Annotated in this window: 24 protein-coding genes and 1 tRNA gene; 2 read left to right on the forward strand and 23 right to left on the reverse strand. The window is 55.3% G+C overall.

Features of this window, described 5'->3' with window-relative positions:
- The 4 genes from tpiA to ET33_RS33085 all read right to left on the reverse strand — a co-directional run bounded on the left by tpiA (position 1) and on the right by ET33_RS33085 (position 4,344).
- Positions 1–753: a triose-phosphate isomerase gene (gene tpiA, locus ET33_RS33070; protein ID WP_036692544.1), complete on the reverse strand. Its 753-nt coding sequence runs from the start codon at positions 751–753 to the stop codon at positions 1–3.
- A gap of 12 nt (positions 754–765) precedes the next feature.
- A complete protein-coding gene (locus tag ET33_RS33075; RefSeq protein ID WP_036692547.1) occupies positions 766–1,947 on the reverse strand; it encodes a phosphoglycerate kinase in 1,182 nt (393 codons plus the stop codon).
- A 264-nt stretch (positions 1,948–2,211) separates the two neighbouring features.
- A complete protein-coding gene (gene gap, locus ET33_RS33080) occupies positions 2,212–3,216 on the reverse strand; it encodes a type I glyceraldehyde-3-phosphate dehydrogenase (protein ID WP_036692549.1) in 1,005 nt (334 codons plus the stop codon).
- 99 nt (positions 3,217–3,315) lie between these two features.
- Positions 3,316–4,344, reverse strand: coding sequence for a sugar-binding transcriptional regulator (locus ET33_RS33085; protein WP_036692552.1), 1,029 nt, complete (start codon positions 4,342–4,344; stop codon positions 3,316–3,318).
- Positions 4,345–4,652: 308 nt separating this feature from the next.
- On the opposite strand from ET33_RS33085, the gene ET33_RS33090 reads away from it, so the two are divergent.
- Both ET33_RS33090 and clpP read left to right on the forward strand, forming a co-directional pair.
- Positions 4,653–4,727 (forward strand) — tRNA-Arg (locus ET33_RS33090).
- Between the two features lie 123 nt (positions 4,728–4,850).
- Positions 4,851–5,432: an ATP-dependent Clp endopeptidase proteolytic subunit ClpP gene (gene clpP, locus ET33_RS33095; protein WP_010500415.1), complete on the forward strand. Its 582-nt coding sequence runs from the start codon at positions 4,851–4,853 to the stop codon at positions 5,430–5,432.
- 150 nt (positions 5,433–5,582) lie between these two features.
- On the opposite strand, the gene ET33_RS33100 is transcribed toward clpP, so the two are convergent.
- From ET33_RS33100 to ET33_RS40115, 19 genes are all read right to left on the reverse strand, one after another.
- Entirely contained in the window at positions 5,583–7,358 is a 1,776-nt protein-coding gene (locus tag ET33_RS33100) for a stalk domain-containing protein (protein ID WP_036692556.1), read from the reverse strand.
- A 188-nt stretch (positions 7,359–7,546) separates the two neighbouring features.
- Positions 7,547–7,816, reverse strand: a complete 270-nt coding sequence (locus ET33_RS33105) for an HPr family phosphocarrier protein (protein WP_010500412.1) — start codon at positions 7,814–7,816, stop codon at positions 7,547–7,549.
- A 258-nt stretch (positions 7,817–8,074) separates the two neighbouring features.
- The gene (gene whiA / locus ET33_RS33110; RefSeq protein WP_036692559.1) at positions 8,075–9,004 is read right to left on the reverse strand and encodes a DNA-binding protein WhiA; all 930 of its coding nucleotides are present in this window, start codon (positions 9,002–9,004) and stop codon (positions 8,075–8,077) included.
- Between the two features lie 5 nt (positions 9,005–9,009).
- Positions 9,010–9,999 carry a gluconeogenesis factor YvcK family protein gene (locus ET33_RS33115; protein ID WP_036692561.1) on the reverse strand — a complete coding sequence of 330 codons (990 nt, stop codon included), beginning with the start codon at positions 9,997–9,999 and terminating at the stop codon, positions 9,010–9,012.
- Complete coding sequence (gene rapZ / locus ET33_RS33120) at positions 9,996–10,895, reverse strand: RNase adapter RapZ (RefSeq protein WP_010500408.1); 900 nt, start codon at positions 10,893–10,895, stop codon at positions 9,996–9,998. Before rapZ ends, ET33_RS33115 begins: the two co-directional genes overlap by 4 nt.
- 321 nt (positions 10,896–11,216) lie before the next feature.
- On the reverse strand, positions 11,217–12,167 hold the full coding sequence (locus tag ET33_RS33125) for an ROK family glucokinase (RefSeq protein WP_036692564.1): 951 nt from the start codon (positions 12,165–12,167) through the stop codon (positions 11,217–11,219).
- A gap of 487 nt (positions 12,168–12,654) precedes the next feature.
- Complete coding sequence (trxB, locus tag ET33_RS33130) at positions 12,655–13,602, reverse strand: thioredoxin-disulfide reductase (RefSeq protein ID WP_036692566.1); 948 nt, start codon at positions 13,600–13,602, stop codon at positions 12,655–12,657.
- Positions 13,603–13,638: 36 nt separating this feature from the next.
- The gene (locus tag ET33_RS33135) at positions 13,639–15,387 is read right to left on the reverse strand and encodes a tetratricopeptide repeat protein (protein WP_036692568.1); all 1,749 of its coding nucleotides are present in this window, start codon (positions 15,385–15,387) and stop codon (positions 13,639–13,641) included.
- A gap of 163 nt (positions 15,388–15,550) precedes the next feature.
- Positions 15,551–16,501 (reverse strand): ribose-phosphate diphosphokinase, encoded by a 951-nt coding sequence (locus ET33_RS33140; protein WP_036692571.1) that lies wholly within the window; start codon positions 16,499–16,501, stop codon positions 15,551–15,553.
- Positions 16,502–16,613: 112 nt separating this feature from the next.
- Positions 16,614–17,441, reverse strand: a complete 828-nt coding sequence (hisJ, locus tag ET33_RS33145; protein WP_036692573.1) for a histidinol-phosphatase HisJ — start codon at positions 17,439–17,441, stop codon at positions 16,614–16,616.
- A 67-nt stretch (positions 17,442–17,508) separates the two neighbouring features.
- Positions 17,509–18,192 (reverse strand): bifunctional phosphoribosyl-AMP cyclohydrolase/phosphoribosyl-ATP diphosphatase HisIE, encoded by a 684-nt coding sequence (gene hisIE, locus ET33_RS33150; protein WP_036692574.1) that lies wholly within the window; start codon positions 18,190–18,192, stop codon positions 17,509–17,511.
- Entirely contained in the window at positions 18,189–18,947 is a 759-nt protein-coding gene (gene hisF, locus ET33_RS33155) for an imidazole glycerol phosphate synthase subunit HisF (RefSeq protein WP_036692576.1), read from the reverse strand. Before hisF ends, hisIE begins: the two co-directional genes overlap by 4 nt.
- 21 nt (positions 18,948–18,968) lie before the next feature.
- Positions 18,969–19,697: a 1-(5-phosphoribosyl)-5-[(5-phosphoribosylamino)methylideneamino]imidazole-4-carboxamide isomerase gene (gene hisA, locus ET33_RS33160; protein WP_036692578.1), complete on the reverse strand. Its 729-nt coding sequence runs from the start codon at positions 19,695–19,697 to the stop codon at positions 18,969–18,971.
- Between the two features lie 101 nt (positions 19,698–19,798).
- The gene (gene hisH / locus ET33_RS33165) at positions 19,799–20,407 is read right to left on the reverse strand and encodes an imidazole glycerol phosphate synthase subunit HisH (RefSeq protein WP_036692580.1); all 609 of its coding nucleotides are present in this window, start codon (positions 20,405–20,407) and stop codon (positions 19,799–19,801) included.
- A 3-nt stretch (positions 20,408–20,410) separates the two neighbouring features.
- Positions 20,411–21,022, reverse strand: a complete 612-nt coding sequence (gene hisB, locus ET33_RS33170; protein ID WP_036692583.1) for an imidazoleglycerol-phosphate dehydratase HisB — start codon at positions 21,020–21,022, stop codon at positions 20,411–20,413.
- Positions 21,015–22,304: a histidinol dehydrogenase gene (hisD, locus tag ET33_RS33175; RefSeq protein ID WP_036692584.1), complete on the reverse strand. Its 1,290-nt coding sequence runs from the start codon at positions 22,302–22,304 to the stop codon at positions 21,015–21,017. Before hisD ends, hisB begins: the two co-directional genes overlap by 8 nt.
- 53 nt (positions 22,305–22,357) lie before the next feature.
- Complete coding sequence (gene hisG / locus ET33_RS33180) at positions 22,358–22,999, reverse strand: ATP phosphoribosyltransferase (protein ID WP_036692585.1); 642 nt, start codon at positions 22,997–22,999, stop codon at positions 22,358–22,360.
- Positions 23,000–23,012: 13 nt separating this feature from the next.
- Positions 23,013–24,218 carry an ATP phosphoribosyltransferase regulatory subunit gene (locus ET33_RS33185; RefSeq protein WP_036692588.1) on the reverse strand — a complete coding sequence of 402 codons (1,206 nt, stop codon included), beginning with the start codon at positions 24,216–24,218 and terminating at the stop codon, positions 23,013–23,015.
- A 275-nt stretch (positions 24,219–24,493) separates the two neighbouring features.
- Positions 24,494–24,613, reverse strand: a complete 120-nt coding sequence (locus ET33_RS40115; protein ID WP_374701700.1) for a putative holin-like toxin — start codon at positions 24,611–24,613, stop codon at positions 24,494–24,496.
- Positions 24,614–24,688: the final 75 nt, after the last annotated feature.

Genomic DNA, 24,688 nt, shown 5'->3' on the forward strand with positions numbered 1-24,688 from the left:
TTACTCGGCCCCCTTGATCAAATCGATATAGGATGCCGGCTCCAGACTCGCGCCCCCTACCAGTGCGCCGTCAATGTCCGGCTGCTGCATATACTCGGCGATATTGTTCGGCTTCACGCTGCCGCCATATTGAATCCGTACCGCCGCTGCCGTCTCAGCTCCATACAAGCCGGTAACCAGCTCGCGAATGTATCCGATCACGTCCTGAGCGTCCGCCGCAGTCGACGATTTGCCCGTTCCGATCGCCCAGATCGGCTCGTAAGCGATGACGACTTGCGCCGCCTGCTCCGCGCTCAAGCCGGCAAACGCCGCTTCGGTCTGCACTTTGCATACGTTTTTCGTTTGGCCCGCTTCGCGCTCTTCCAGCTTCTCGCCGATGCATACGATCGGAGTCAAGCCGTGCTTGAACGCCGCTTGCACTTTTTTGTTCACCGTTTCGTCGGTTTCCGCAAAATAAGCCCGGCGCTCGGAGTGTCCGATGATCACGTACTCTACGCCGAGATCTTTCAGCATCACGCCGCTGATCTCGCCCGTAAACGCGCCGTTGTCTTCGAAATGCAGGTTTTGAGCGCCGACCTTCAGCGTCGTGCCCTTCACCGCTTCTACCAAGGCAGGAAGGTTCGTAAACGGCGCGCAAATGACGCTCTCGACGCCCGCCGCTTCCGCCTTGCCCTTAACCTCGCTGACGAAGGCCAGCGATTCCCCTACCGTTTTGAACATTTTCCAGTTGCCTGCAATGATCGGTTTGCGCATATGCCCCGCCTCCTATTTATCGTTCAAAGCCACGACGCCTGGAAGCGCCTTGCCTTCCATAAATTCAAGAGAAGCTCCGCCGCCGGTGGAGATGTGATCCATTTTGTCGCCAAGATGGAATTTCTCCACAGCCGCCGCCGAGTCGCCGCCGCCGATGACCGTATAGCCGGCCGTCGCTGCGCAAGCTTCCGCTACCGCTTTCGTTCCGTCCTCGAACGGCTTCAATTCGAATACGCCCATCGGCCCGTTCCATACGACCAGCTTGGATTCCGCAATCGTTTTGGCAAACAGCTCGCGGGTTTTCGGTCCGATGTCGAAGCCTTCCCAATCCGCCGGAATTTGGTCGACATCTACAATTTTCGCATTTGCCGAAGCGCTGAAATCGTCGCCGACGACAACGTCAACCGGCAGCAGGAAGTTCACGCCTTTTTCCTTCGCTTTGCGCTCGAATTCCTGCACCAGCTCCAGACGGTCGTTGTCCACGAGGGATTTGCCGATCTCGTAGCCTTTCGCTTTGAAGAAGGTGTAGGACAGCCCGCCGCCGATGATGATGTTGTCCGCAATCTCGATCAGCTTCTCGATAACGGCGATTTTGTCTTTGACCTTCGCTCCGCCGACAATCGCGGTGAACGGACGATCCGGGTTGTTGAGTGCTTTGCCGAGAACGTCGAGTTCTTTCTCCATCAGCAATCCGGATACGGCCGGCAGATGATGCGCAATGCCTTCTGTGGAAGCATGAGCCCGGTGTGCGGCGCCGAATGCGTCGTTTACGTACAGATCCGCCAGTTCGGCAAAAGCTTTCGCCAGCTCCGGATCGTTCTTCTCTTCGCCCGCGTAAAAGCGCACGTTCTCAAGCAGCAGCACGTCGCCGTCGTTCAGCTTGGCAATTTGCGCTTTGACCGCGTCGCCAATCGCTTCGTCGGCCTTCGTAACCGGCTTACCGAGCAGCTCGGACAAGCGTGCCGCAGCCGGAGTCAGCCGCATCTCTTCGACGACTTGTCCCTTCGGACGACCCAAATGGCTGGCCAGAATGACTTTCGCTCCGCGATCCGTCAAATACTTGATCGTCGGTAGCGTTTCGCGAATCCGCGTATCGTCGGTAATTTTTCCGTTCTCCAGCGGCACGTTGAAATCGACCCGGACAAATACGCGCTTACCGCTAACTTCTACGTCACGAACGCTTTTCTTATTCATCTTCCATGCCTCCCAGCGGTTTTGTCTCTTCCTACCCACACACAAAAAATTGTGGGGACGGTCCCTCAGGCTAAGAAAAATATCTCGCGCGGCAGCAGATGGGATGTGCCGTAGAGCGTTAGCGCGGCTCCTTTGAACTCTCGTTTCCTCAACTACCTTTAAATCAAGAAACGAGAGTTCAACAGAGCCCGGAGGTACATCCCATTTGACCCGTCATAGCGAGATCTTTTTCAAATGCTTCAGAACATCACCACAATTTTACCATTACAGACCTTTTTTCGCGATAAAGCTTACCAGATCGACGACACGGTTGGAGTAGCCCCACTCGTTGTCGTACCAGGATACCACTTTCACCATGTTGTCGCCGACAACCATCGTGGACAGCGCGTCGATCGTGGAGGAAGCCGGGTCGCCGTTGTAGTCGCTGGATACGAGCGGCTCTTCGGAGTAGTTCAAGATGCCTTTCAGCGGGCCGTTAGCGGCTTCTTTCAGAGCGCTGTTGACTTCGTCAACCGTTACGTTTTTGCTCAGCTCAACAACGAGGTCCGTAACCGATACGTTCGGCGTAGGTACGCGCATTGCCATACCGTTCAGCTTGCCTTTCAGCTCTGGCAGTACGAGGGAAACGGCTTTTGCAGCGCCCGTCGTCGAAGGAATGATGTTTTCAGCAGCTGCACGAGCGCGGCGCAGGTCTTTATGCGGCAGGTCGAGCACTTGCTGGTCGTTCGTGTAGGAGTGAACCGTCGTCATCATGCCTTTAACGATACCGAATTTGTCGTTAATCACTTTGGCGAAAGGAGCCAAGCAGTTCGTGGTGCAGGATGCGTTGGAGATGATCGTATGTTGAGCCGGATCGTATTTATCTTCGTTAACGCCCATAACGACCGTGATATCTTCGTTCGTTGCAGGTGCAGAGATGATAACTTTCTTCGCTCCGCCTTTCAGGTGAAGCTCGGCTTTCTCTTTTGCGGTAAAGATCCCTGTGGATTCAATGACGATTTCAACGCCGTTTGCAGCCCAAGGCAGGTTTTCCGGATTGCGCTCGGCGAATACTTTAATCGTTTTGCCGTTCACGATGAGCGCGCCTTCGGTAGCTTCCACCGTAGCGTTCAGACGGCCGTGAGTCGTGTCGTACTTAAGCAGGTGAGCCAACGTTTTTACGTCCGTCAAGTCGTTGATAGCGACGATCTCCACCTCAGGATTGCCAAGTGCTGCGCGGAATACGTTACGACCGATACGTCCAAAACCGTTAATACCAACTTTTACCATGTTGAAAGCCTCCTAGAAATGATTTGGTGTCCGCTGCTCCCGGCAAGGTTTCGTAGAAATATGACCGCGGCAGCGATATGTCAAGACAGGCAGAGCCCGTCAAGATAGCAAACGATTAACAACTTCCCAGGCAGCCGCCTCGTCGGTGACCAGCACGTCCTCGTGACCGTGCTTCAATACCGAAGCGATCGACTCGCCCTTGCTTTTGCCTCCGGCAATTCCGATCACATGGTCCATGCTGTGAATGTCTTCGATGCGGAGTCCGATGGTCGGCATTTTGTGCAAAATGTTTCCGTCCCGGTCAAAATAGTACCCGAACGCTTCCGCAAGCGCGCCGTCGCGCCGCAGGCTTTCGGTCGTCTCCGGGTCCACCTTGCGCCGTCTGGCCATTACCATAGCTTCTCCGATGCCGTGAACGACAATCCGCGCGCCGCGGATGAAGGCGATGATCTCGGCAATGTGGCTGTCCTGCATCAGCGACTGATACGCTTCCTCGCCTAGATGGTCCGGTACGTGCAGCAGCCGGTAGCGGCCGCCCGCTTTCTTCGCCATCGTCGAGGCGATCGTGTTCGCCTGAAGCTCGACGCTTTCCCCGAGTCCGCCGCGGGCCGGTACGAACCAGCAGCCCTTCATCGGAGTCGCCGGTGTCAAATGATAGGCCACTTCAGCCATCGTCGATCCGCCGGTTACGGCAATAGTCTCGTCCTCGCCGACCAGCTTCCGCAAGACGGAGGCGCCGGCACGACCAAGCTCTTTCTTCGTATGAGGGGAAACGTCCGAATCGCCGGGGACGATGATCACCTGCTTCAAGCCGAAGTGCGAACGTATGCGTTCTTCCAGCTCCGTCAGGCCGAACAAATCTTTGACGATCGGTTCGAGCCGCTCCAGCAGTTCTCTGCCCGCCACGCTGATCCGCATGCCGGAAGCTTCGACTTCGATCAAGCCCTGCTCCTTCAGAAAATCCACTTCCGCGCGGAGCACCCGCTCCGTCGCACCCACCGACAGCGCCAGCGTCCGACGGCCCACCAAACCGGATACCATGATGTGATGCAGGATCGTATATCGCTTTTTCATGGTGTCGACCAGATCGGGCAAAAGCTGCTTTTGAATGTCGAGGATTTCTCTCATGGATTCACACCCGCTTAAGATCGCAGCTTTGCTGGACACTTTTTGTCCCGGCGCTGCATTTTAAGTCCCACATACTCTAAAAAAAGTACTAAGTTGTTTCACTTAGTGTCCCCATTATAACCCATTCTTCCTCTCACATCAAGTGTCTTCGTCACCGTTCGACATTCCGTTAGCCGTCCAAAGCCGCTATTGTTGCGGCCATGAAGTAAGGAAAAAATTTTTATCGCCAAAAGGTTGCTTTTCTTGGGCTTATGGCTTATAATAAATTTTGCTGTCACTTATGAGACACAGCACACCGAATTGAATATGCGCCCGTGGTCCAATGGATATGACGTAGGCCTCCGGAGCCTGAGATCAAGGTTCGATTCCTTGCGGGCGCGCCATTTACACACCAATCAGTTTGCTCAGAACTGGTTTTTTTTATTTCCTCGGTTTGACCTTTCTTGACCTTTGTTTGTTTTTCGTTTATGATGGTTATAGTTTGAATATAAAGGAGGCTGCAGCCGATGAGTTTTATTCCAATGGTCGTCGAACCGGATGCAAGAGGAGAACGCGCTTATGACATCTATTCGCGTCTGCTCAAGGACCGGATTATTTTTCTCGGAAGTCCGATCAACGATGTTGTAGCCAATTCGATTATCGCACAAATGCTGTTCCTGGCCGCAACCGATCCGGATAAAGACATCAGCGTGTATATCAATAGCCCTGGCGGCTCCATTACGTCGGGGATGGCGATCTATGACACGATGCAGTTCATCAAGCCGGACGTGTCCACGATCTGCGTCGGCATGGCGGCATCGATGGGCGCCTTCCTGCTGGCCGCAGGAGCGAAAGGCAAGCGCTTCGCGCTGCCGAACAGCGAGGTTATGATTCACCAGCCGCTCGGCGGAGCCGAAGGCCAAGCCAGCGATATCGAGATCCGCGCGAAGCGCATCCTGAAAATGCGCGATAAGCTAAACACGATTCTCGCCGAGCGCACGGGCCAATCGTTCGAGCGCATCGAGAAAGACACCGACCGCGACAACTTCATGTCCGCAGAGGACGCGAAAAACTATGGCTTGATCGACAAAGTTATCGAACGCGTATAACCTGATCAAGTCAGCACGAAAAGCCCGGCCGTTCCACGGCGCATCTTTGGATGCCACCGTGCGAATGGCCGGGCTTTTTTGGGCTTTAGAAAAAAGGCCGTGCTCCGCAACCGCATTGACGGCTGAAGAGCACGGCCTTGTTATTTTGATTTATTCCGCACGCTCGTCAAGCGGATAGAAGATCAAATCGATCGGCAGCGCCGAGCCGGCCGGCGGACTGAACTCGATATCGAGCGAATCTTCTTTGCCCGTCGTCTTGGCCAAAATCTGCATGCCGTCGAATGCGGTCATTACGCCGGATTCGGGCGCCAGACGGATGTCGCCGTTAATTTTGAACGGTCCTTTGTATACGCCGCCCTTAGGCAAAATCATGACGGCCATCTTCCGAGGCTTGTCGGCATGAATCTTATAAATGACGCCGTAGTTACCATCGTTCTTCACTTCCTTCTTGCGCATCGGATCGTATCCCGGCTGGAACGGATCGGTAATGCCGTCGCCAATAACAAGGCGGGACGGCTGCGTAAAGGAAGATGCATCGATCTTCCACGTCATCTCAGAAACCGGGAATGACCCCCTCACGTGCCCGTTGAACGCGAGCAGCGGCAGAGTCTGCGAATTTTGGGAAATTTCGCGGTCCACCACGAACGAGAACTGCACTTTTCCGTCCGTCTCGACATCGTAGAACAAGTTAACGCCCTGATCCGGATAGAAGTCCGGCATTTGCTTGTAAATAAACGTTTGGTGAGCCGGAATCGTCATCGTATCGTTGATCTGGTCGTTCATCAGAAAATCGACCGTCGCTTCGCTGCCGATCAGATTGGCATACACCGAAGGCCATACTTCGCCTTTGTTCGTCGTTTTGATCGTAATCGGCTTGTCTGTCATGTTTTTGGCAAGAATCGCCAGGCTGAGCTTTTCCTTCGTCCCGTTGACGTGATCGGCATACAAACGCCCTTTGCCTTCCACTTCATCCTGGTACAAAATGCCCCGCTCCGTGAACGTCTCCGGGCTATCGCTGACGAGCAGCTTGCGCGAACGATCTTCACTTACCGTCTTCGGCAGCTGCGGCAGCTCCCAGAACGCTCCCCAGAGCATGCTCCAATCGGTCTTGATAAACGATCCGACCGGTTTCATGAAGATCGGATATTCGATCGCACTCAGATAAGTCTCGTTGGTGATGACCAGATTCCGGGTATATGTCTCACTCTTATTGCCGTGAATATCCGATACGGTCAGCGTGATCGGATACGTCCCCGGAGTGAAAAAGGCTTCCTGCTTCCCGGTCCACTCATACCGCTGGATGCCTTCCGCATCCGGGTCATAGCTGAGATCCACGTATTTGACCGGTTCTCCGATCTTGTAGCTCGGCTTGGCAAACGTAAATTTCGCTACCGGATTCGAGTTGCCCCGATTCGGATCGTAAATCCCCGTCGGCGTCTTCACATGCAGCACTTCCACGCGGCGCAGCTCGTTGTTGTACGTATACTTCGCTCCCATGTAATCGGCCAGCCATGTCAGCTTAATCATCAAGCGGCCGTTTACGATTGCAGCTACGTCGTCAAACTTCATCCAATAGCCGTTAATCCACACCGACTTGTTGTCGATGTCGATCATAATGTTGTGGGTCGGCGTCTCCATGTTGATCTGACGCGTCTTGTCGTTCCATTCGACCTTCATCCCGAACGCATCGCCCAAAAACTTGGCTGGCACGAACGTCTTGTCCTTCAGAATCGTCGCAGGCGCATCCAGCTTCACCTGCTTGCCATTCAAGAAGGCATCGGGCTTATCGATATACAGCAGCACATAGGTCGTTCCGGACGCCATCGGCGCTTCTTTCTCTGCGGCGGATGCCAGCGGCGCAATGCCAAACGACAACAGCATGGCCATAACCAGCAGAACGACCCATTCTTTCTTCAACGGCTTCATTCCCTCTACTCCTCTTTCTGCGCTTCTAATGGTGCCCGATACAGAAAAAACCTTTTCCGGTTCAAAGACACGTCAAATTAGACGCATCAGCCCAAAAAAGGTTGCGCTTTATTTACAGGTATCATATGTGACAAAATAAGGAACGCCGCAAAGAAAAAAAGCTTCCGGATCGGAAGCCCTGTGGCGGTTTATTGGTTTTCCAGCTCTTCCTTGCTGACCAATGTGACTAAAGCGTTTACAGCCTGTTCGGCGTCCGAACCTTCTGCACTTATGTGAACTTCGGTTCCTGTGCTGATGGCCAAACTCATAATGCCCATAATACTTTTGGCATTGACCTTCTTCTCGTCCTTCTCCACAAAAATCTCCGAAGAAAACTTATTCGCTTCCTGTACGAAAAGCGCTGCCGGTCTGGCGTGAAGGCCTGTTTTCAACTTGACGACTACTGGGCGTCTCGACATGCAACCAATACCCCCTACAATCTTTGAATTCCTAAAATAAGGAAGGGCATAACGCCCTTAGCGTAAACGAATACATCGTCCTGCGGGACATAAACAAACGGTTTACCAACGATTTCGGCTTTGAAGCGCAATCTGGAAGACAGTCTACCCGAAACCGATTTAAAAAAAGCGATTTTTCAAACATTATATCATTTTTCGGCAGTTTGCACTAGAATTATTGCAAATTTACACAAAAAATCTATAATTGGCCGATTCTACTCACGATTTTCGCAGCTTTTCAGCCAATTCATCGATCTTGCGCAGCCGGTGGTTTACCCCGGATTTGCTGACTTTGCCTTTCAGCAGATCGCCGACCTCTTTAAGGTTCATATCTGGATGCTTGAGCCGGATCTCCGCCACTTCCCGCAGCTTGTCGGGCAGGTTATCGAGCCCCATTTCCTTTTGCAGCAGCCGGATGTTGTCGATCTGCCGGACGGCAGCACCGATCGTCTTGTTCAGATTGGCGGTTTCGCAGTTGACCAGACGGTTCACGGAATTGCGCATATCCTTCATAATCCGAACGTCCTCGAACCGGAGAAGCGCTTGGTGAGCGCCGATCAGGCTTAGAAACTCGATGATTCTCTCGCCTTCTTTGATGTACAGGACAAAGCCCTTTTTCCGCTCAATGCATCTGGCATTCAGATCGAACTCGTTGGCCAGCCGCACCAGAGCCTGACAGTGCTCCTCGTACATCGAATAAATCTCCAAGTGGTACGACGACCCCTCCGGATTGTTCACGGAGCCACCCGCAAGGAACGCCCCGCGCAAATAAGCTCGCTTGCAGCAGTCGCGTTTAATGATCTCCGACTCGATGCCCGGGGTGAACATAAATCCTTCGGAGACGATATGCAGATCCGAGAGTAGGACCTGCACTTGATTCGGCACGCGCACGATATACACGTTATTTTTTTTGAGCCGCATTTTTTTGCGGACGAGCAGCTCGGTATGCACCTTGAACGATTTTTTGAGCAGCGAATAAATGCGTCTTGCGATCGCGGCGTTTTCCGTCGAAATATCGAGGACGATCTTCTGGCTGGTCAACTGCACAGCCCCGTTCATGCGGATGAGAGCGGATAGCTCCGCTTTCTCGCAGCAGCTCTCCGACTCCAACATGGTCAGCTCTTTTTTCGTCTGGGCGGCGAAGGACATGGGAATCACCTCTTCTTGAACATCCAGCTCTCCACCAGTTGATAAATATGTTGACTCAGCTTCTCGGCGTCATGACGCAGATAGGTCCGGAACAGAACGAGCTGATCGGCAATGACCTTATAGCCCTGCTTCGTCACTTCGTCCAAATCGAGCGGAACGATCTTGGCCCCTTGCTCGGCATACTTGCTCTGCACCTGCTCCGGGATGTTCCCGTTGTTCACGATCACGTAGTCGAACAGCTCGCTGCCGACGTGGTCGCGCACCGCTTTGAGATGGTCGCTGACCTTGTAATCGTCGGTTTCGCCCGGCTGCGTCATCACGTTGCAAATAAAAATTTTGAGCGCATTCGAATCGACGATCGTTTTCGCGATTTCCGGCACCAGCAGATTGGGCAAAATGCTCGTATACAAGCTTCCCGGACCGACCAGAATCGCGTCCGCCTCCCGCAGCGCCTCCAGCGCCTCCGGAAGCGCCCGAACGTCCTTCGGCTCGATGAACAGTTGGCGGATGACGCCTCCTGCCTTCGGGATATTAGACTCGCCCTCGACAACCGAGCCGTCCTCCATCAACGCCCGCAGCACGATCGAGTGATCGGAAGCCGGAAGAACGCGCCCCCGCACGGCCAGTACCCGGCTTAGCTCGCGCACGCCGGTGACGAAATCACCGGTGATATCGCACATGGCTGCCAACATTAGGTTACCCAAACTATGACCTGCCAATCCGTTGCCTTTATCAAAACGATAATCGAGCAGCTGACCGAGCAGCGGCTCCACGTCCGCCAGTGCAGACAAGACATTACGAATGTCGCCCGGCGGAATCATTTCCAGCTCCGACCGCAAAATGCCCGAGCTTCCCCCATCATCGGCTACGGTGACAATCGCCGTAATGTCCACGGGCTTATGCTTTAGTCCCCGAAGCATGACCGACAGCCCGGTCCCCCCGCCGATCACGACGATACGCGGAATGTACGTTTCCCTCTCCCGGTCAAACGTCATTTCTTCACCTCAACCCGGTCGCGTTCGGAATCGCGGTGGCTGACCCGAACGACTTCCGTTTCGCTATTGCCCATCATTTTACCGAGATATTCGGCAATCGCCACCGAACGGTGCTTACCGCCCGTACAGCCGATGCCGATGACGATCTGGCTCTTGCCTTCCTTCTTGTACTGGGGAACGAGAAAGTGGAGCATATCGAGCAGCTTCGCGAGAAACTCCTGCGTTTCGGTCCACTTCATGACATATTCGTACACATCCGGGTCTTGCCCGGTATTGGGACGCAGATTGTCCACATAATGCGGATTCGGCAAAAAGCGGACATCAAAAATAAGATCGGCGTCGATCGGAATACCGTACTTGAATCCGAACGAGATGACGTTGATCGAAATGCCGCTGTTTTCGAGGTTGGTGAACCGGGATATGATTTTTTCCTTCAACTGCGCCGGCTTCAGGCTCGATGTATCGATCACCTGCGTAGCGTGGCCTTTGAGCTCCTCCAGCAGCTTGCGCTCCTGCTGAATCCCTTCCAGCGGGGCGCCTGTCGGAGCAAGCGGGTGCTTGCGCCGGCTTTCTTTATACCGCTGCACCAGCGTCGAATCCATCGCGTCGAGGAACAAAATCTCGTGCGTCAGCGTGTAGTTCTCGCTCAAGTAGCGCAGCGATTCGGACAGCGAAGTGAAAAACTCTCTCCCCCGCAGGTCGATGACCAGCGCAACTTTGCCGATCCGGCCCTTGGACTGCTCGATCAGCTCGGCAAATTTGGGAATCAACACCGGAGGAAGGTTATCCACGCAAAAAAAGCCCAAGTCTTCCAAGCTCTGCACCGCAATCGTCTTGCCGGCTCCGGACATGCCCGTAATGATAACCAGCTTTCCGAGAGTTTGCATATCTTCCATGGCTGCTCCTCCTGAGGACGCTCGGAGATCCGGTGTATGGCTGCGCGTCGGTGAAGGCCCTTCGGGTCCTGTTTAAATCGCGTTCCTATCAATATACTCACTAAGGCGGGAACGCGATTTAAAAAGGGACCACGTAAACTCTACGGGCTCTTCACCGCCGCTTTCGCCCATGGGATTCCTCGCTATATATCTATCTGTTGGCGCTTTGCAATTTCTCGCGCCGGTTGTTTATACGTGAAAATCCAGCCCGGGTTTCTAGGCTCCAGCGGTTTCCAGACCGATGCGCAGGCTTCATGAGCCGTGCAGATTAGTCGCCTGCCTCTAGCTGTGCAGGTTGAGGCCCGCCGCGCCGACGACGCCGGCATCGTTGCCGAGAACGGCAGGAACGATGTCCACGCCTTCTTTTGCTGTCTCCTGGGCATACTCGTTATAGTACTTGCGGATGGCATCGAACAGGATGTCGCCTGCCTTGGATACACCGCCGCCCACGATAAAACGCTGCGGGTTCAGAACGACGGAAATCGCCGCCATCGATTTGCCGAGATACAGCGCGGCGCGGTTAATGATCCGCAGCGCCGTTTCGTCGCCCGTTTTAGCCGCGTCAAACACGTCTTTCGCCATAATATTCTCGACAAGCGCCAGAGACGTATGCTCGCCCCGCTCTACGGCTTCTTTGGCCATGCGGATAATACCTGTCGCTGACGATACAGTCTCCAGACAGCCTTTCTTGCCGCAGCCGCATTCGATGGCTTCGAGATCTGGCACGACAACCATGTGGCCAAGCTCGCCAGCCATGCCGTTGTAGCCCTGATAGATGCGGCCGTGGATAATGACCCCGCCGCCTACTCCGGTGCCCAGCGTATAGCAGACGACATTCGGAATGCCCGCGCCTGCGCCGCTCCATGCTTCCCCAAGCGCAGCTACGTTGGCGTCGTTGTCGATTTTAACCGTTTTGCCAAGCTTCTCTTCCAGAATCTTCTTGACCGGCACGTTGCGCCAGCCCAGGTTGGGCGACAGCTTGATGAAGCCTTCGGGAATGTCCATGAACCCGGCGATTCCCGCACCGATGCCGGCGACTTGCTCCCATTCGTATGGAGATTCGTCAACCAGCTTACGCACATATTGCGCGATATTTTCCAGCACTACCTCTGCGCCATGTTCGGTACCGGTCGGGCCTTCGTACGTTTGCAGCAGCTTGCCCTGCGCATCGCACAATCCGACTTTAATCGCGGTTCCTCCCAAATCGACTCCTACATAAACACGTTCTCCCATACCTGTCGAATCACCTCGTACCCTATCCGTTATCTATAAGCTCCTGTTCCAACTATAAGCCAACCTCCCTAGAAGGTCAAGATTAGCCAAAGGGAAGCCGGAGACTCCTCCGAGAGTGTGTCGAGAAAGTGTCAATGACCGCTTTCCGACCGATAATCACGGAAAAGTGCCCCCAAGAAGCTCAAGACGTAACGTTATTTTTTTAGATATAGAATTTATAAGTTATCAGCCGAGCTGATTGAATTCTATATCGCAAGAAAAGCTTCCACTAAAACACGAATGTATTTTCCTCGAAAAGGCTTCGATAAGAAGCTTTTCTTAACGATATAGAATTTATAAATTTTCAGCGAAGCTGAACAAATTCTATATCACAAGAAAAACTTCCGCTAAACCGCGGTCGCTCATCCATGAATAGACTTCGATAGAAGTTTTTCTTATAAGCATGAAAAAGGCGTAGAACGCGGGGTTCCACGCCTAAATGGCGTTGTTACAGGGACTTGCTCCAGTCGTGCACCATATGTCCTTCCAGGAACTTCTCGCAGTCGAGCGCCGCCATACAGCCGCTGCCGGCCGCCGTAATCGCTTGGCGGTATTTGCTGTCCTGCACGTCGCCGCAGGCAAAGACGCCTTCGACGTTGGTCAGGGACGTACCCGGCTTGACCAAAATGTACCCGACTTCATCCGTGACGATTTGCCCGCCGAGGAAGTCCGTGTTCGGCTTATGCCCGATTGCCACAAAGATACCGTCGGTTTCGATAATTTCCTCTTCGCCGGTCTCGTTGTTTTTCACCTTCAAGCCGGTCACGCCCTTCTCGCCGGAAACAACTTCCAGCGGCGTGCGGTCCAGGCTCCATGTAATTTTCTCGTTTTGGCGCGCGCGGTCCTGCATGATTTTGGAGGCGCGCAGCTCGTTTCTGCGGTGCACCAGGCGCACTTCCGTTGCAAAACGGGTCAGGAAGTTCGCTTCCTCCATCGCCGAGTCGCCGCCGCCCACGACGATAATCTTCTTGCCGCGGAAGAAGAAGCCGTCACACGTTGCGCAGGTGCTGACGCCGCGGCCGATGCTTTCCTTCTCGTTTGTAATACCGAGCAGCTTCGCCGAAGCACCGGTCGAGATGATGAGCGATTCGGCTTCGATATCACCGAGGCCTTCCACATTCAGCTTGAACGGACGCTTGGACAGATCGACCTTGTTCACCCAGCCCGTTTTGAACTCGGCGCCGAAACGCTCCGCTTGTTTCCGCATGTTGTCCATGAGCTCCGGGCCCATGATTCCTTCCGGGAACCCTGGGAAGTTCTCGACTTCGGTGGTCGTCGTCAATTGTCCGCCTGGCTCCGGTCCTTCGATGACGAGCGGGTTCAGGTTGGCGCGGGCCAAATAGATGGCAGCCGTGAGTCCCGCCGGGCCGGTTCCGATTACGATCGATTTGTACATAGAGGTTCCTCCTATCGCATCTTCTCGATCTCTATATTAAGATTGAGACTCCATGCCGGTCAATTTTTTGAAAATAGCATCCATTTTCTCTTTCAAACCGCAAGCTTCGTCGATCAGCTTCGCATTCTTGCTCACCGTCGCCACCGATACCCCGTACCGCTGCGCCGCCTCGTGATAACTGATCGGACGCCGGTGCATCTTCGCCGTCAAATACTCAAGCGCAGCCGCCCAGCCTTCGACCTTGGTCATCTTGGGCACGTTCGGAAACACCCGCGATAAATATTCTACCCAAAGCGTCTGCAAATCGTACTGCTGCACCATATCGTAACGCCGAGTCATATGCCGCAGCGCCGTTTCCATGATAGCCTGCCACTTGCTCTCCCACACCGGAAGCCCAGGAGAGAACGGCGACGGCGCGACCGTCGTCCGCTTGCCGTTCAGCACGGCCGTCAGCGGCTCCTTCATCCCGATGCTGCGCAGCACGAAGATCGCCACCTGTTTCAAGTAATCGTCCTCGTCCGGCAGCATAATAAATTCCGTCAGCGCATCCTTCACTTCGTCGTCGGCAATCAGACCAAACGCTTGAATCACCTGCAGCTTCGTATCCCCGTCTCCGTGACGAAGCGCCCAGAAGAACGATGACCGGACAAGCGGATCACGTTTCATATGCTCCGGCAGTCTGCCCTCGGCGCGCTCCAGCCCGCGAAATTGTTCCTCGAACGGCAGATGGTAATGATAGCTGACCGGAGGCTTTCTCGTTTCCTCCCGGTGCCTATCCAGCAAATTCAGATAGAACTTCGGAATTTCCGAGCCTGGATCGAATTTCTCCGCCTGCTTCCACTGCCGCTGAGCTTCTTCGTACCGCCCCGTATTATAAGCGGCTACGGCGGTGTAATGGAACAAACAGGGATCGAGACCCGCTTCGCCCGTTTTCAACAGCCGCTTGAACAGACGGAACGCTTTCTCATGCTCGCTTAAGATCCCCATCGTTGTGGCCAGCTTAAATACGTGGTCCTGATGGAACGGGTACGTTTTGCGCAGCACTTCAAGCAATTCAGCCAAGCTCTCCTGGTCGCCAAAATGCTGGTAGAAGATCGCCAGGTTACAGAGCGCATGCAAATTGCCGGGCTCCATATCCAGCACCTGCCGGATCATGTCGACCGACTTGTCGAAATGCCCCATATAATAATAGGCCAAAGCCAAATTGTTGCGCGCAGCCATAAAATCCGCATGCTTGCTGATAATATTTTCCAAGAGACGAACCGCTTCGGAGAACTTTCCTTCCTCCAGCATCGAGCGTGCACGGTCGTGATCGAACAAGCCTTCCCGGCTCTTGATCGTCGACAGCTTCGCAGGGCGGTCCAACTCGTAGCTGAGCAGCTCCATCATTTCCTCGGACTCTTCCAGAAACTGTCCGGTCGGATCGTTCTCCAGGTAATGAATAATCGCTTTTTCCGCCGATTCGTAATTTTCCATGTTGGCAAAATTATTCGCCATATAGAAGTAGCATTCCGTCATCGTCGGATCGATCCGGTCCAGTACGTGCTGCAAAATGCGGTTGGATTCCTCGTAATTTCCCATCTCGGACAGCAGCCCGGCCAAATTGCAGTGATTGACCGGATTTTCCGGTTCGTACTCGGCCGCACGACGAAAATATTTCAATGCCTTATCATAATGATAACGGTCCAAGGACTGAACGGCTTTTTCGAAAAAGAACGTGGCGTCCATTTTCATCGGTATGACATTGGTGCTGGGTTTCGGCAGCACACGTTTTTTCTTCTCCATAATTCAGGCACCTCCGTGACCCGTCCGGAATTACATGAGAAACCCGCCTGTGCATTTCAGAGCTTCATTTCTACATCGCCGGAGTAATAATGATTCCTAAGTATAACACAATCCGGCCCAAAACCGTAAGGTTTCGACAGCCGGAGTCGTGTGGTAATAATTATTATACGCCGCCGTATTTGAACAGCGAGCTGAGCGAGCCGCCGGACATGATGATGTTGATCGCGTCCGAAAGCAGAGTGGCAACGGAGAGCACCCGGAATCTTTCAGGATGGTTGTCCGGAATAGCGATGGAGTCCGTAATGACGACTTCCTTAATGTTCGGATGATCCAGACGCTGCAAGGCCGGGCCGGAGAACACCGGGTGCGTCGCACAGACGTAAGCGTCGTGAGCGCCGCGTTCCTTCAGGCCTTCCACGACGTTGACGATGGTCGAGCCGGTATCGATCAGATCCTCGATGATGATCGGCGTACGGCCGGCTACGTCCCCGATGACATGCGTAATGACCGCTTCGTTGTGAGCCGGTCTTTTCTTGATCATCATCGCAAACGGCGCATCGAGAATGTTCGCCATCTTCTCGGCTGTCGTCGCGCGTCCCGCATCCGGGGAGACGATGATCGGGTTTTGGATATTAAGCTTTTTAATGTAATCGCTAACCAAGTCCAGCGCCGTCAAATGGTCCACAGGGATGTTGAAGAAGCCTTGAATCGCCGGGGCATGCAGATCGATCGTGATGACACGGTCCGCACCCGCTGTCGTCAGCAGGTCCGCCACCAGCTTGGCCGAGATCGGTTCCCGAGGCGCGGCTTTGCGCTCTTGGCGGGAATAACCATAGTAAGGAACGACAAGATTGATCGTTCTCGCCGAAGCCCGTTTGGCGGCATCCATCATGACAAGAAGCTCCATGAAATTCTCGTTGATCGGATGAGAGAACGTTTGCACCAGAAAGACGTCGCAGTTCCGAATACTTTCTTCGTAGAGACAATAAATTTCCCCGCTCTTGAATCGGGAAAGCTTGATTTTGCCGAGCGGCACTTTAAGCTCTTCGCATATGCGCTCCGCCAGTTTCGGGTTGGACGAACCCGAAAAAATCTTCATTTTGTCGCTGTACATGGTTACCTCCGCTTTTGCTTATGTTACAATGGGTCATTTGACGATGGATGGACCTTATCAAAAAGGCTCCGGTTGGCCGGTTTACACAATATTTAAAATGCCCACGTCCCCATTATACATGAAATGAAGCGAATCCAATAGGCACCATGGCGCGTTTCCTGCTTTTAAATGTGGCTAATTCGTTAAATCCTGCCTGCCGCAGAAGATCGGTCGCTTGGTCAAGGTACTGTGCAAGCCGCTCCGGCTGGTGCGCGTCCGATCCGAGCGTTACAGGAATTCCCAGCTCACGGGCGTACTCCAGCATGCGGAGGCTGGGGAACATTTCCTCCACCGGCATGCGCAAGCCCGATGCGTTCAGCTCGATGGCCATGCCCGCGTCCCGGACGACGTTCAGCGCCTGACGCTCCAAGTGCTCCACGTTCTGCTCCGGCTTGAAGCCGAACCGCTTGATCACGTCGATATGCCCAATGTAGTCGTAGAATCCGGTCCGGCATGCTTTACAGACCGCATCGTAATATTGCACATAGACCTCGTAGGCGTCCCGTTCCTTCCAGCCGTCCGTCTGCCGGTAATCCGTTATGTCCCATTCGCCGAGAAAATGAACGGACCCGATCACGTAATCCCACGGATACGCTTTGATGATTCGCTCGATTTCCGCTTCGTATCCTTCGATATAGTCCCCTTCGAGTCCGACCCGGATGTCGATCCGGTCTTTGTATTTATGCTGCAGACGAAGCGCTTCCTCCACATAGTTCGGCAGTTCGTCCATCGGCATGGCCATGCCCGGGTAATAGGAAGCCGGGTCTACATGCAGCAAGGGCATGTGATCGGACAGCCCCAGTTGGTCCAGTCCGATCTCAATGCCCTTCAGCACGTACTCCTCCAGCTCTCCCGACGCATGTCCGCACCGCACATGGTGCGTATGATAATCGATGCGCATTCGAGTGAATTCTCCTTTTAAGCGACGGAGGGCGGCATGGTCGCCAGCCTGCCCCCCTTCGGCGCCGTTATTTTTTGTGTCGGCGGTCCAGCTCGCGCATAACCTCGTCAAGCGGCAGCTTCGCTTCGCGCAGCAGTACCATCAGGTGAAAAATAAGGTCGCTCGCTTCGTATCGCAGCTCATCGTTGTCGCGATTTTTCGCGGCGATGATGACCTCGGCCGTTTCCTCGCCGACTTTTTTCAATATTTTATCGATGCCTTTTTCAAACAGATACGTCGTATACGCGCCTTCCGGCCGTTCCGCGTCGCGCTGCGCGATCACCGACTCCAGTCGGCCGAGCATGGCAAAACGGTCCGCAGACTCCGATTCTGCCGCAGCTTCCCCGCCGTCCGCCAAAGCTCCGAGCTTCACTTCGTTGTAGAAGCAGCTGTAACGCCCGGTATGGCAAGCCGGCCCTGCTTGATCCACAAGCACCAGCAGCGTGTCGCCGTCGCAATCGTATTTCAATGCTCTGACCTTCTGTACATGGCCGGACGTCGCGCCCTTATGCCACAATTCTCCGCGCGAACGGCTCCAAAACCACGTTTCGCCCGATTCCAGCGTCAGCTTCAGCGACTCCTGGTTCATGTAGGCCATCATCAGCACGTCCTTGCTTGCCGCATCCTGCACGATAGCCGGCACGAGGCCGTTCGCGTCCCATTGGATCACCGCCGTTAACTCCTCTAAGGTTCCTACCGTTTGCCCGCTCACCGGACCTCCACTCCTTTATGCCTGAGGTCGTCCTTAACCTCTTGGATCGTCATCTCTTTGTAGTGAAAAATCGTGGCGGCCAGCCCTGCGTCCGCCTTGCCTTCTGCAAACACGTCGTAGAAGTGCTCCTTCTTGCCCGCTCCGCCGGAGGCGATGACCGGAATCGATACGAGCTCCGAAACCGCCCGGGTGAGACGCAGGTCAAACCCGTCCTTCGTGCCGTCCGCATCCATGCTCGTCAGCAAAATTTCACCGGCGCCGAGCTCTTCGATCCGCTTGGCCCATTCGAGCGCCCGGATGCCCGTGCCGTTGCGTCCGCCGTGAGTGAACACTTCCCATTCGTTCCACTCTGGGTTATACCGGGCATCAATCGCCACGACGATGCACTGCGAGCCGAAGCGGCGCGCGCCGTCGGACACGAGCTGGGGATTGCGGACCGCAGCCGTGTTGATCCCGATTTTGTCCGCGCCTGCCCGCAGCAGCCGTTTCATGTCGTCCACGCTCGAAATTCCGCCGCCGACCGTGAACGGGATCGTGATTTGGCCGGCCGTCTGCTGCACGACATTGACCATCGTCGCCCGTCCCTCATGGGAAGCGGAGATGTCCAGGAACACCAGTTCGTCCGCTCCTTCGCGGTCGTAGATCGATGCGAGCTCGACCGGATCGCCGGCATCGCGCAAATTGACAAAGTTGACTCCCTTAACGACCCGCCCGTCCTTCACGTCAAGACAAGGGATGATCCGTTTGGCCAGCATAAGCCGTCCTCCTTTCTGCCTTTACACCCGTCCGTGCGCTTCCTCCAGCTTGATGCTGCCGGTGTACAGCGCCTTGCCGACGATCGCGCCGCCCACGCCGTCCGCCGCATGCTGCGCCAGCCGCTCCAGATCCTCGTAACGGCTTACGCCGCCGGAAGCGATCACCGACTGCCCTGATACCTTCGCCAAATGGACGATCGCCTCCACGTTCGGACCGCCCATCATGCCGTCGCGCGAAATATCGGTGAAAATAAATGTCTTCGCGCCTTCCTTCGCCAGCTCTGCAGCCAGCTCATCCGCCTTGACCGCGGACGTTTCGAGCCAGCCGCGGGTCGCCACATACCCGTCACGGGCGTCGATACCGATAGCGACTTTGTCGCCGTGCTTCTGAAGCACCCGGTTCACGAACTCGCGGTTTTCGATGGCCGCCGTCCCGAGAATGATGCGCGAAACGCCGAGCGACAAAATGTGATCCACATCCGCTTCCGTACGCAAGCCGCCTCCGAGCTGGACCGGAACGTTAACGGCTTTGGCGATCTCGCCGATCAGCTTGTCGTTGACCGGATAGCCCGCCTTCGCTCCGTCCAGATCGACGAGATGAATCCATTTGGCTCCTTGGGCTTCCCAAGCTTTGGCGACCTCCAGCGGATTTTCGTTATACACGGTTTCCTGATTGTAATCGCCTTGGATCAGGCGCACGCACTTGCCCCCGCGAATGTCGATGGCGGGATAAATGATGAATGAAGACATGAAAACGTTCCTCCAACCTTGGAAATATAAATCGAACCGACCGTTTGAAAGCCCGGCGAACCGGAATCGAATCCAAGCGTACGGCGACTGGCAAAGCCTGTCTACTTACGCGTACACAACGCAAGAAAATTGCCGAGCAGCTTCATGCCGACGCTGCCGCTTTTCTCCGGATGAAACTGCATCCCGAATACATTATTGCGGCCGACGATGGCCGTCACCTGCTGATAGTAATCCGTCACCGCCAGCAGATCACCCGGCTGCTCCGGCTTTACATGAAACGAGTGAACGAAGTACACGTGCCCTTCCTCTACCGCTTCAAACAGCGGGCTTTCCTGACATAATTCTAGTTTATTCCATCCCATATGAGGCACCTTGTAATCGCCGCGGAAGCGGACGACGTCTCCGGGCAGCAGGTTTAGCCCCTCATGCAAACCGTGCTCCTCGCTGCGGCTGAACAAAAGCTGCATGCCCAGGCAGATGCCAAGCAGCGGCTTTCCGCTTGCCGCATAACGCTTCACAGCCGCATCCAGCTTCGATTCGCGCAGATGGTCCATCGCATCGCCGAACGCTCCGACGCCGGGAAGAATGGCTCCTTCCGCCTGAAGCAGCTCCTGCTCGTCCGAAACGATCACGCCGCGATAGCCAAGCCGTTCCACCGCCGAAGCGACGCTGTGCAGGTTGCCCATGCCGTAATCGATGATGGCGATCATGGATTACAAGACCCCTTTCGTCGACGGCACACCCTGCACGCGGGGATCGATGCTCGTCGCCTCGTCGAGCGCCCGGCCGAGCGCCTTGAATACCGCTTCGACCATATGGTGCGTGTTATGCCCGTAGTGCACGATGACATGCAGCGTAATCCGCGCCTCCAGCGCAAATTTCCACAAAAACTCGTGCACCAGCTCCGTCGTAAAGCTGCCGACCGTCGCCGACGGATATTGGGCCCGGTATTCCAGATGCGGCCGGTTGCTGATATCGATTGCCACCTGCGCCAGCGCTTCATCCATCGGAATGAATACGTTGGCGTAGCGTTTGATTCCCTTCTTGTCGCCGAGCGCCTCGCGCAGCGTCTGTCCGAGGCAGATGCCGATATCCTCGACCGTATGATGATCGTCGATATCGACGTCGCCTTTGGCGTCTACTTTCAAATCGAACTGTCCGTGCTTCGTGAACAGATCAAGCATATGATTTAAGAACGGCACATCCGTTTCGATCTCGGATTCGCCGGTACCATCCACGTTAAATGCGAGCCGGATATCCGTCTCGTTTGTTTTGCGCGCGATTTCGGCCTGGCGCCCGGTTGCTTGCTTGTTTTGCTCAGCCACGCTGGTCCCCTTCTTTCTTCAAGCGAATTTCGATTGCCCGCGCATGCGCGTCCAGCCCTTCGTGACGGGCCAGCGTTACGATTTTCTCCCCATCACGCAGCAGCGCTTCCTTGCTGTAATAAATGACGCTCGATTTTTTCAGAAAATCGTCGACATTCAGCGGTGACGAGAACCGTGCCGTTCCATTCGTCGGCAGTACGTGGTTCGGTCCTGCAAAATAGTCCCCCACCGGCTCCGAGCTGTAAGGCCCGAGGAAAATCGCCCCGGCGTTCTCGATCCGGCTCAAATAATCGAACGGCTCGCGCACGATGATTTCCAGATGCTCCGGCGCCAGCCGGTTCACGGCACGGACGCCTTCCTCAAGGCTGTCCACGGTCAAAATCGCGCCGTAATCGCGAATCGATTGCGCGGCGATGTCGCGTCGCGGCAGCTCGCTCAACTGGCGGTCCACCTCCAGGCGGACCGCTTCGGCCAGCTCCCGCGACGGGGTGACGAGAATGGCCGACGCCATCTCGTCGTGCTCGGCCTGCGACAGCAGGTCCGCCGCCACATAGGCGGCGTCCGCCGTCTCGTCGGCCAGGACGACGATCTCGCTCGGCCCGGCGATGCTGTCGATGTCCACTGCGCCGAACACGCTGCGCTTCGCCAGCGCGACGTAGATGTTGCCGGGGCCGACGATTTTGTCCGCCGCAGGAATCGACTCCGTCCCGTACGCCAGCGCAGCTACCGCCTGCGCGCCGCCGACGCGGTAAATTTCGCGCACGCCTGCTTCCGCGGCCGCGACGAGAATATGCGGGTTGATGCCCTCCACCCCGGCTGTGGCCGGAGGCGTCACCATCACGATTTCGGGCACGCCCGCGACCTGCGCCGGGATCGCGTTCATCAGTACCGACGACGGATACGCCGCCTTGCCGCCCGGCACATACAGCCCGACCCGGCGCAGCGGGCGGATCACTTGGCCGAGAATGCTGCCGTCGGCTTGCAGGTCCATCCACGAATTGCGCATTTGCTTCTCATGAAAGCGGCGCACGTTCGCCGCCGCTTCGCGCAGCGCCGCCAGGAAGCTCTCGTCCACCCGCGCATAGGCGGCTTCGATCTCCTCCTGCGTGACGCGCAGCTCCTCTATCTTAACGCCGTCAAACTGCTGTGCGAACTTGCGCAGCGCGGCATCCCCGTCCCGGCGCACCTCTTCGATGATGCGCTGTACGCTTTCGTTTTGCTCGGGCGTGCCGTATTCGACCTCCCGCTGCAGCGAAAATTCCGATGCGGGCATCACTCTCATGACCGCGGCCTCCTTTGATGTATGCGAATTCTGTTTCTCTCTTCCCGGTAAGGCTATACCTTTGCCGTCACAGCGGCAATGACCGGCTGCAGCCGGTCACAGAGCGCCTGAATGGCGTCGTTTTTCATCCGGTAGCTGACTCGGTTGGCTATGAGACGGCTCGTAATCGCGAAAATCTGCTCATGCTCCGCCAGCCCGTTTTCCCGGATCGTGCTGCCGGTCTCCACCATATCGACGATCCGGTCGGCCAAACCGATCAGCGGGGCCAGCTCAATCGAGCCGTTCAGCTTGATAACCTCTACCTGCTGCCCCTGCTCCCGAAAATATTGCGAGGCCACGTTCGGGTATTTTGTCGCCACCCGCGGGTTGAGCACCGGCTGCCAATCCGGCAGTCCGATAACGGACATGCGGCAGCGCGCAATCCCGAGATCCAGCAGCTCGTATACGTCCCGGTTCTCCTCCATCAGCACGTCTTTGCCGACGACGCCGATATCCGCTACTCCGTATTCGACGTAGGTCGGCACATCGACCGGCTTCGCCATAATGAATTCCATCCGCGCTTCCGGAACGGCAATAATCAGCTTGCGCGAATCGTCCGTCTCCTCGGGGATCGTGAGCCCCGCTTCGCGGAACAGCTTGGAAGCTTGTTTATAAATACGCCCTTTGGGCATTGCCACCTTCAATAAGTCCTGCATGCGCTGCCCCTCCTTACTCCGTAAACGATATGATGTCGCAATAGCGGGAGCCGTGCACTTGCAGCGCGCCGTCTGCTTGCCGTACCGCATTCAGCCCTTGTTGTCCGTCTTCTAGAAGACGCGTCTCCGCAATAAAGCCTTCTCGCGAGCGGTACTCCCTTGCCTTAGCCAGTGCCGCCGCCCGATGACGCTCCGTGTAGACGATCAGCACGCGCTGCGGCGCTTCTTCCGCTTTGCTTTTGCCGATCACTTCCAAGATCCGGTTCGTTTTGAGCGCGAAACCCGTTGCAGGCGCCGGACGCCCAAATTGCGCCAGCAGGTTGTCATACCGCCCCCCGCTGCATACGGGAAAGCCCAAATCCGCAGCGTAGCCTTCGAACGTCATCCCCGTATAATACGAGAAATCGCCGATCATCGTCAGATCGATCAGCACATGCTCGCTGACGCCATGGACTTCCAACAAATCCCATATTTCACACAAATGCGCAATCGCATGCTGGGCAACAGGGTCCTTCGTTACCTGCCGCGCCTGATTGCAAATCTCCTGCCCGCCGCGCAGCCGGAGAATGCCTTCCAGCTCCTGCTGCACTTCGCGAGGAAGGCCGAGCGACTTGATCGTCTCCCGGTAGCCGACGTGATCGCGGCTGAGCAGGCACGCTTTCAGCGCGATCTGTGCGTCTTGGCGCTGCTGCAGCGTCTCCTGGAACAAGCCGTTGAGGAAGCCCACATGGCCGAGGGCGATCTTGAACTGCTGCACACCGGCCGCTTGCAAGCAAGCGATGGCTAGAGCGATCACCTCAGCATCGGCCTCACTGGAAGCATCACCGATGAGCTCCACGCCCGTCTGGAAAAACTCCGCATCCCGTCCCGCCTCGGCTTCGAACGCCCGAAATACGTTCGCTTGATACGAGAGCCGCAGTGGAAACGGATGCTCCTTGAGCAGCGAGGAGGCGACCCGAGCGATCGGCGCCGTCATATCGGAACGCATCACAAGCGTCGTGCCGTTCCGATCCAGCAGCTTGAACAGCTTTTTGTCCTCCGTCGAGCTGGCTACCCCAACGGTATCATAATACTCTAAAGTAGGAGTAATAATTTCTCTATAGCCCCAGCGCTCCATGCACTGCATGACTTTATACTCGATGCTGCGGAGCTTGGCCGCCGCTTCGGGGAGGTAATCTTTTACGCCTGTCGGCTTTTCAAACACCTTCGGTTTGGACACCGTCTTCACCCTGCTATCGTTAATTTTGCTTTAGTGCGCTACCATACTACCAAAATAAAGAATGTAATCGTAAGTTTATCACGGGAACGCTTGATTCGTCAATGATTCGATTGCATGGATCCCGGTTGCACGAATAAAGGCAAGAGCATATAATAAACAATACAAGGGAGCAACGGCTGCTACCGTGCTCCCTTGGTACAATAACCGCTTCAAAGGCGGTCGGCTGAATAAGGAATGATCGTGAAATAGACCGTATTCCATTCGCGATGGGCGGTCTATTTCTTTTTGTTTTGGATAAGAACTACGATGATGTTAACTATCAGCGTAAGCAGCGCAACAAGCAGCATCCCAAAGCCGATCATTAAAGTCAGCGTGTCCTTAACCTCCACAGGCATCACCTCCCTTCCGGGAGACTAGCCGACCGCCCTTGCAAGCCTTTTTATTGTACAAGCCGTATTATAGAACATAAT

The organism is Paenibacillus tyrphae (assembly GCF_000722545.1).
In the GTDB taxonomy this organism is placed as follows: domain Bacteria; phylum Bacillota; class Bacilli; order Paenibacillales; family NBRC-103111; genus Paenibacillus_G; species Paenibacillus_G tyrfis.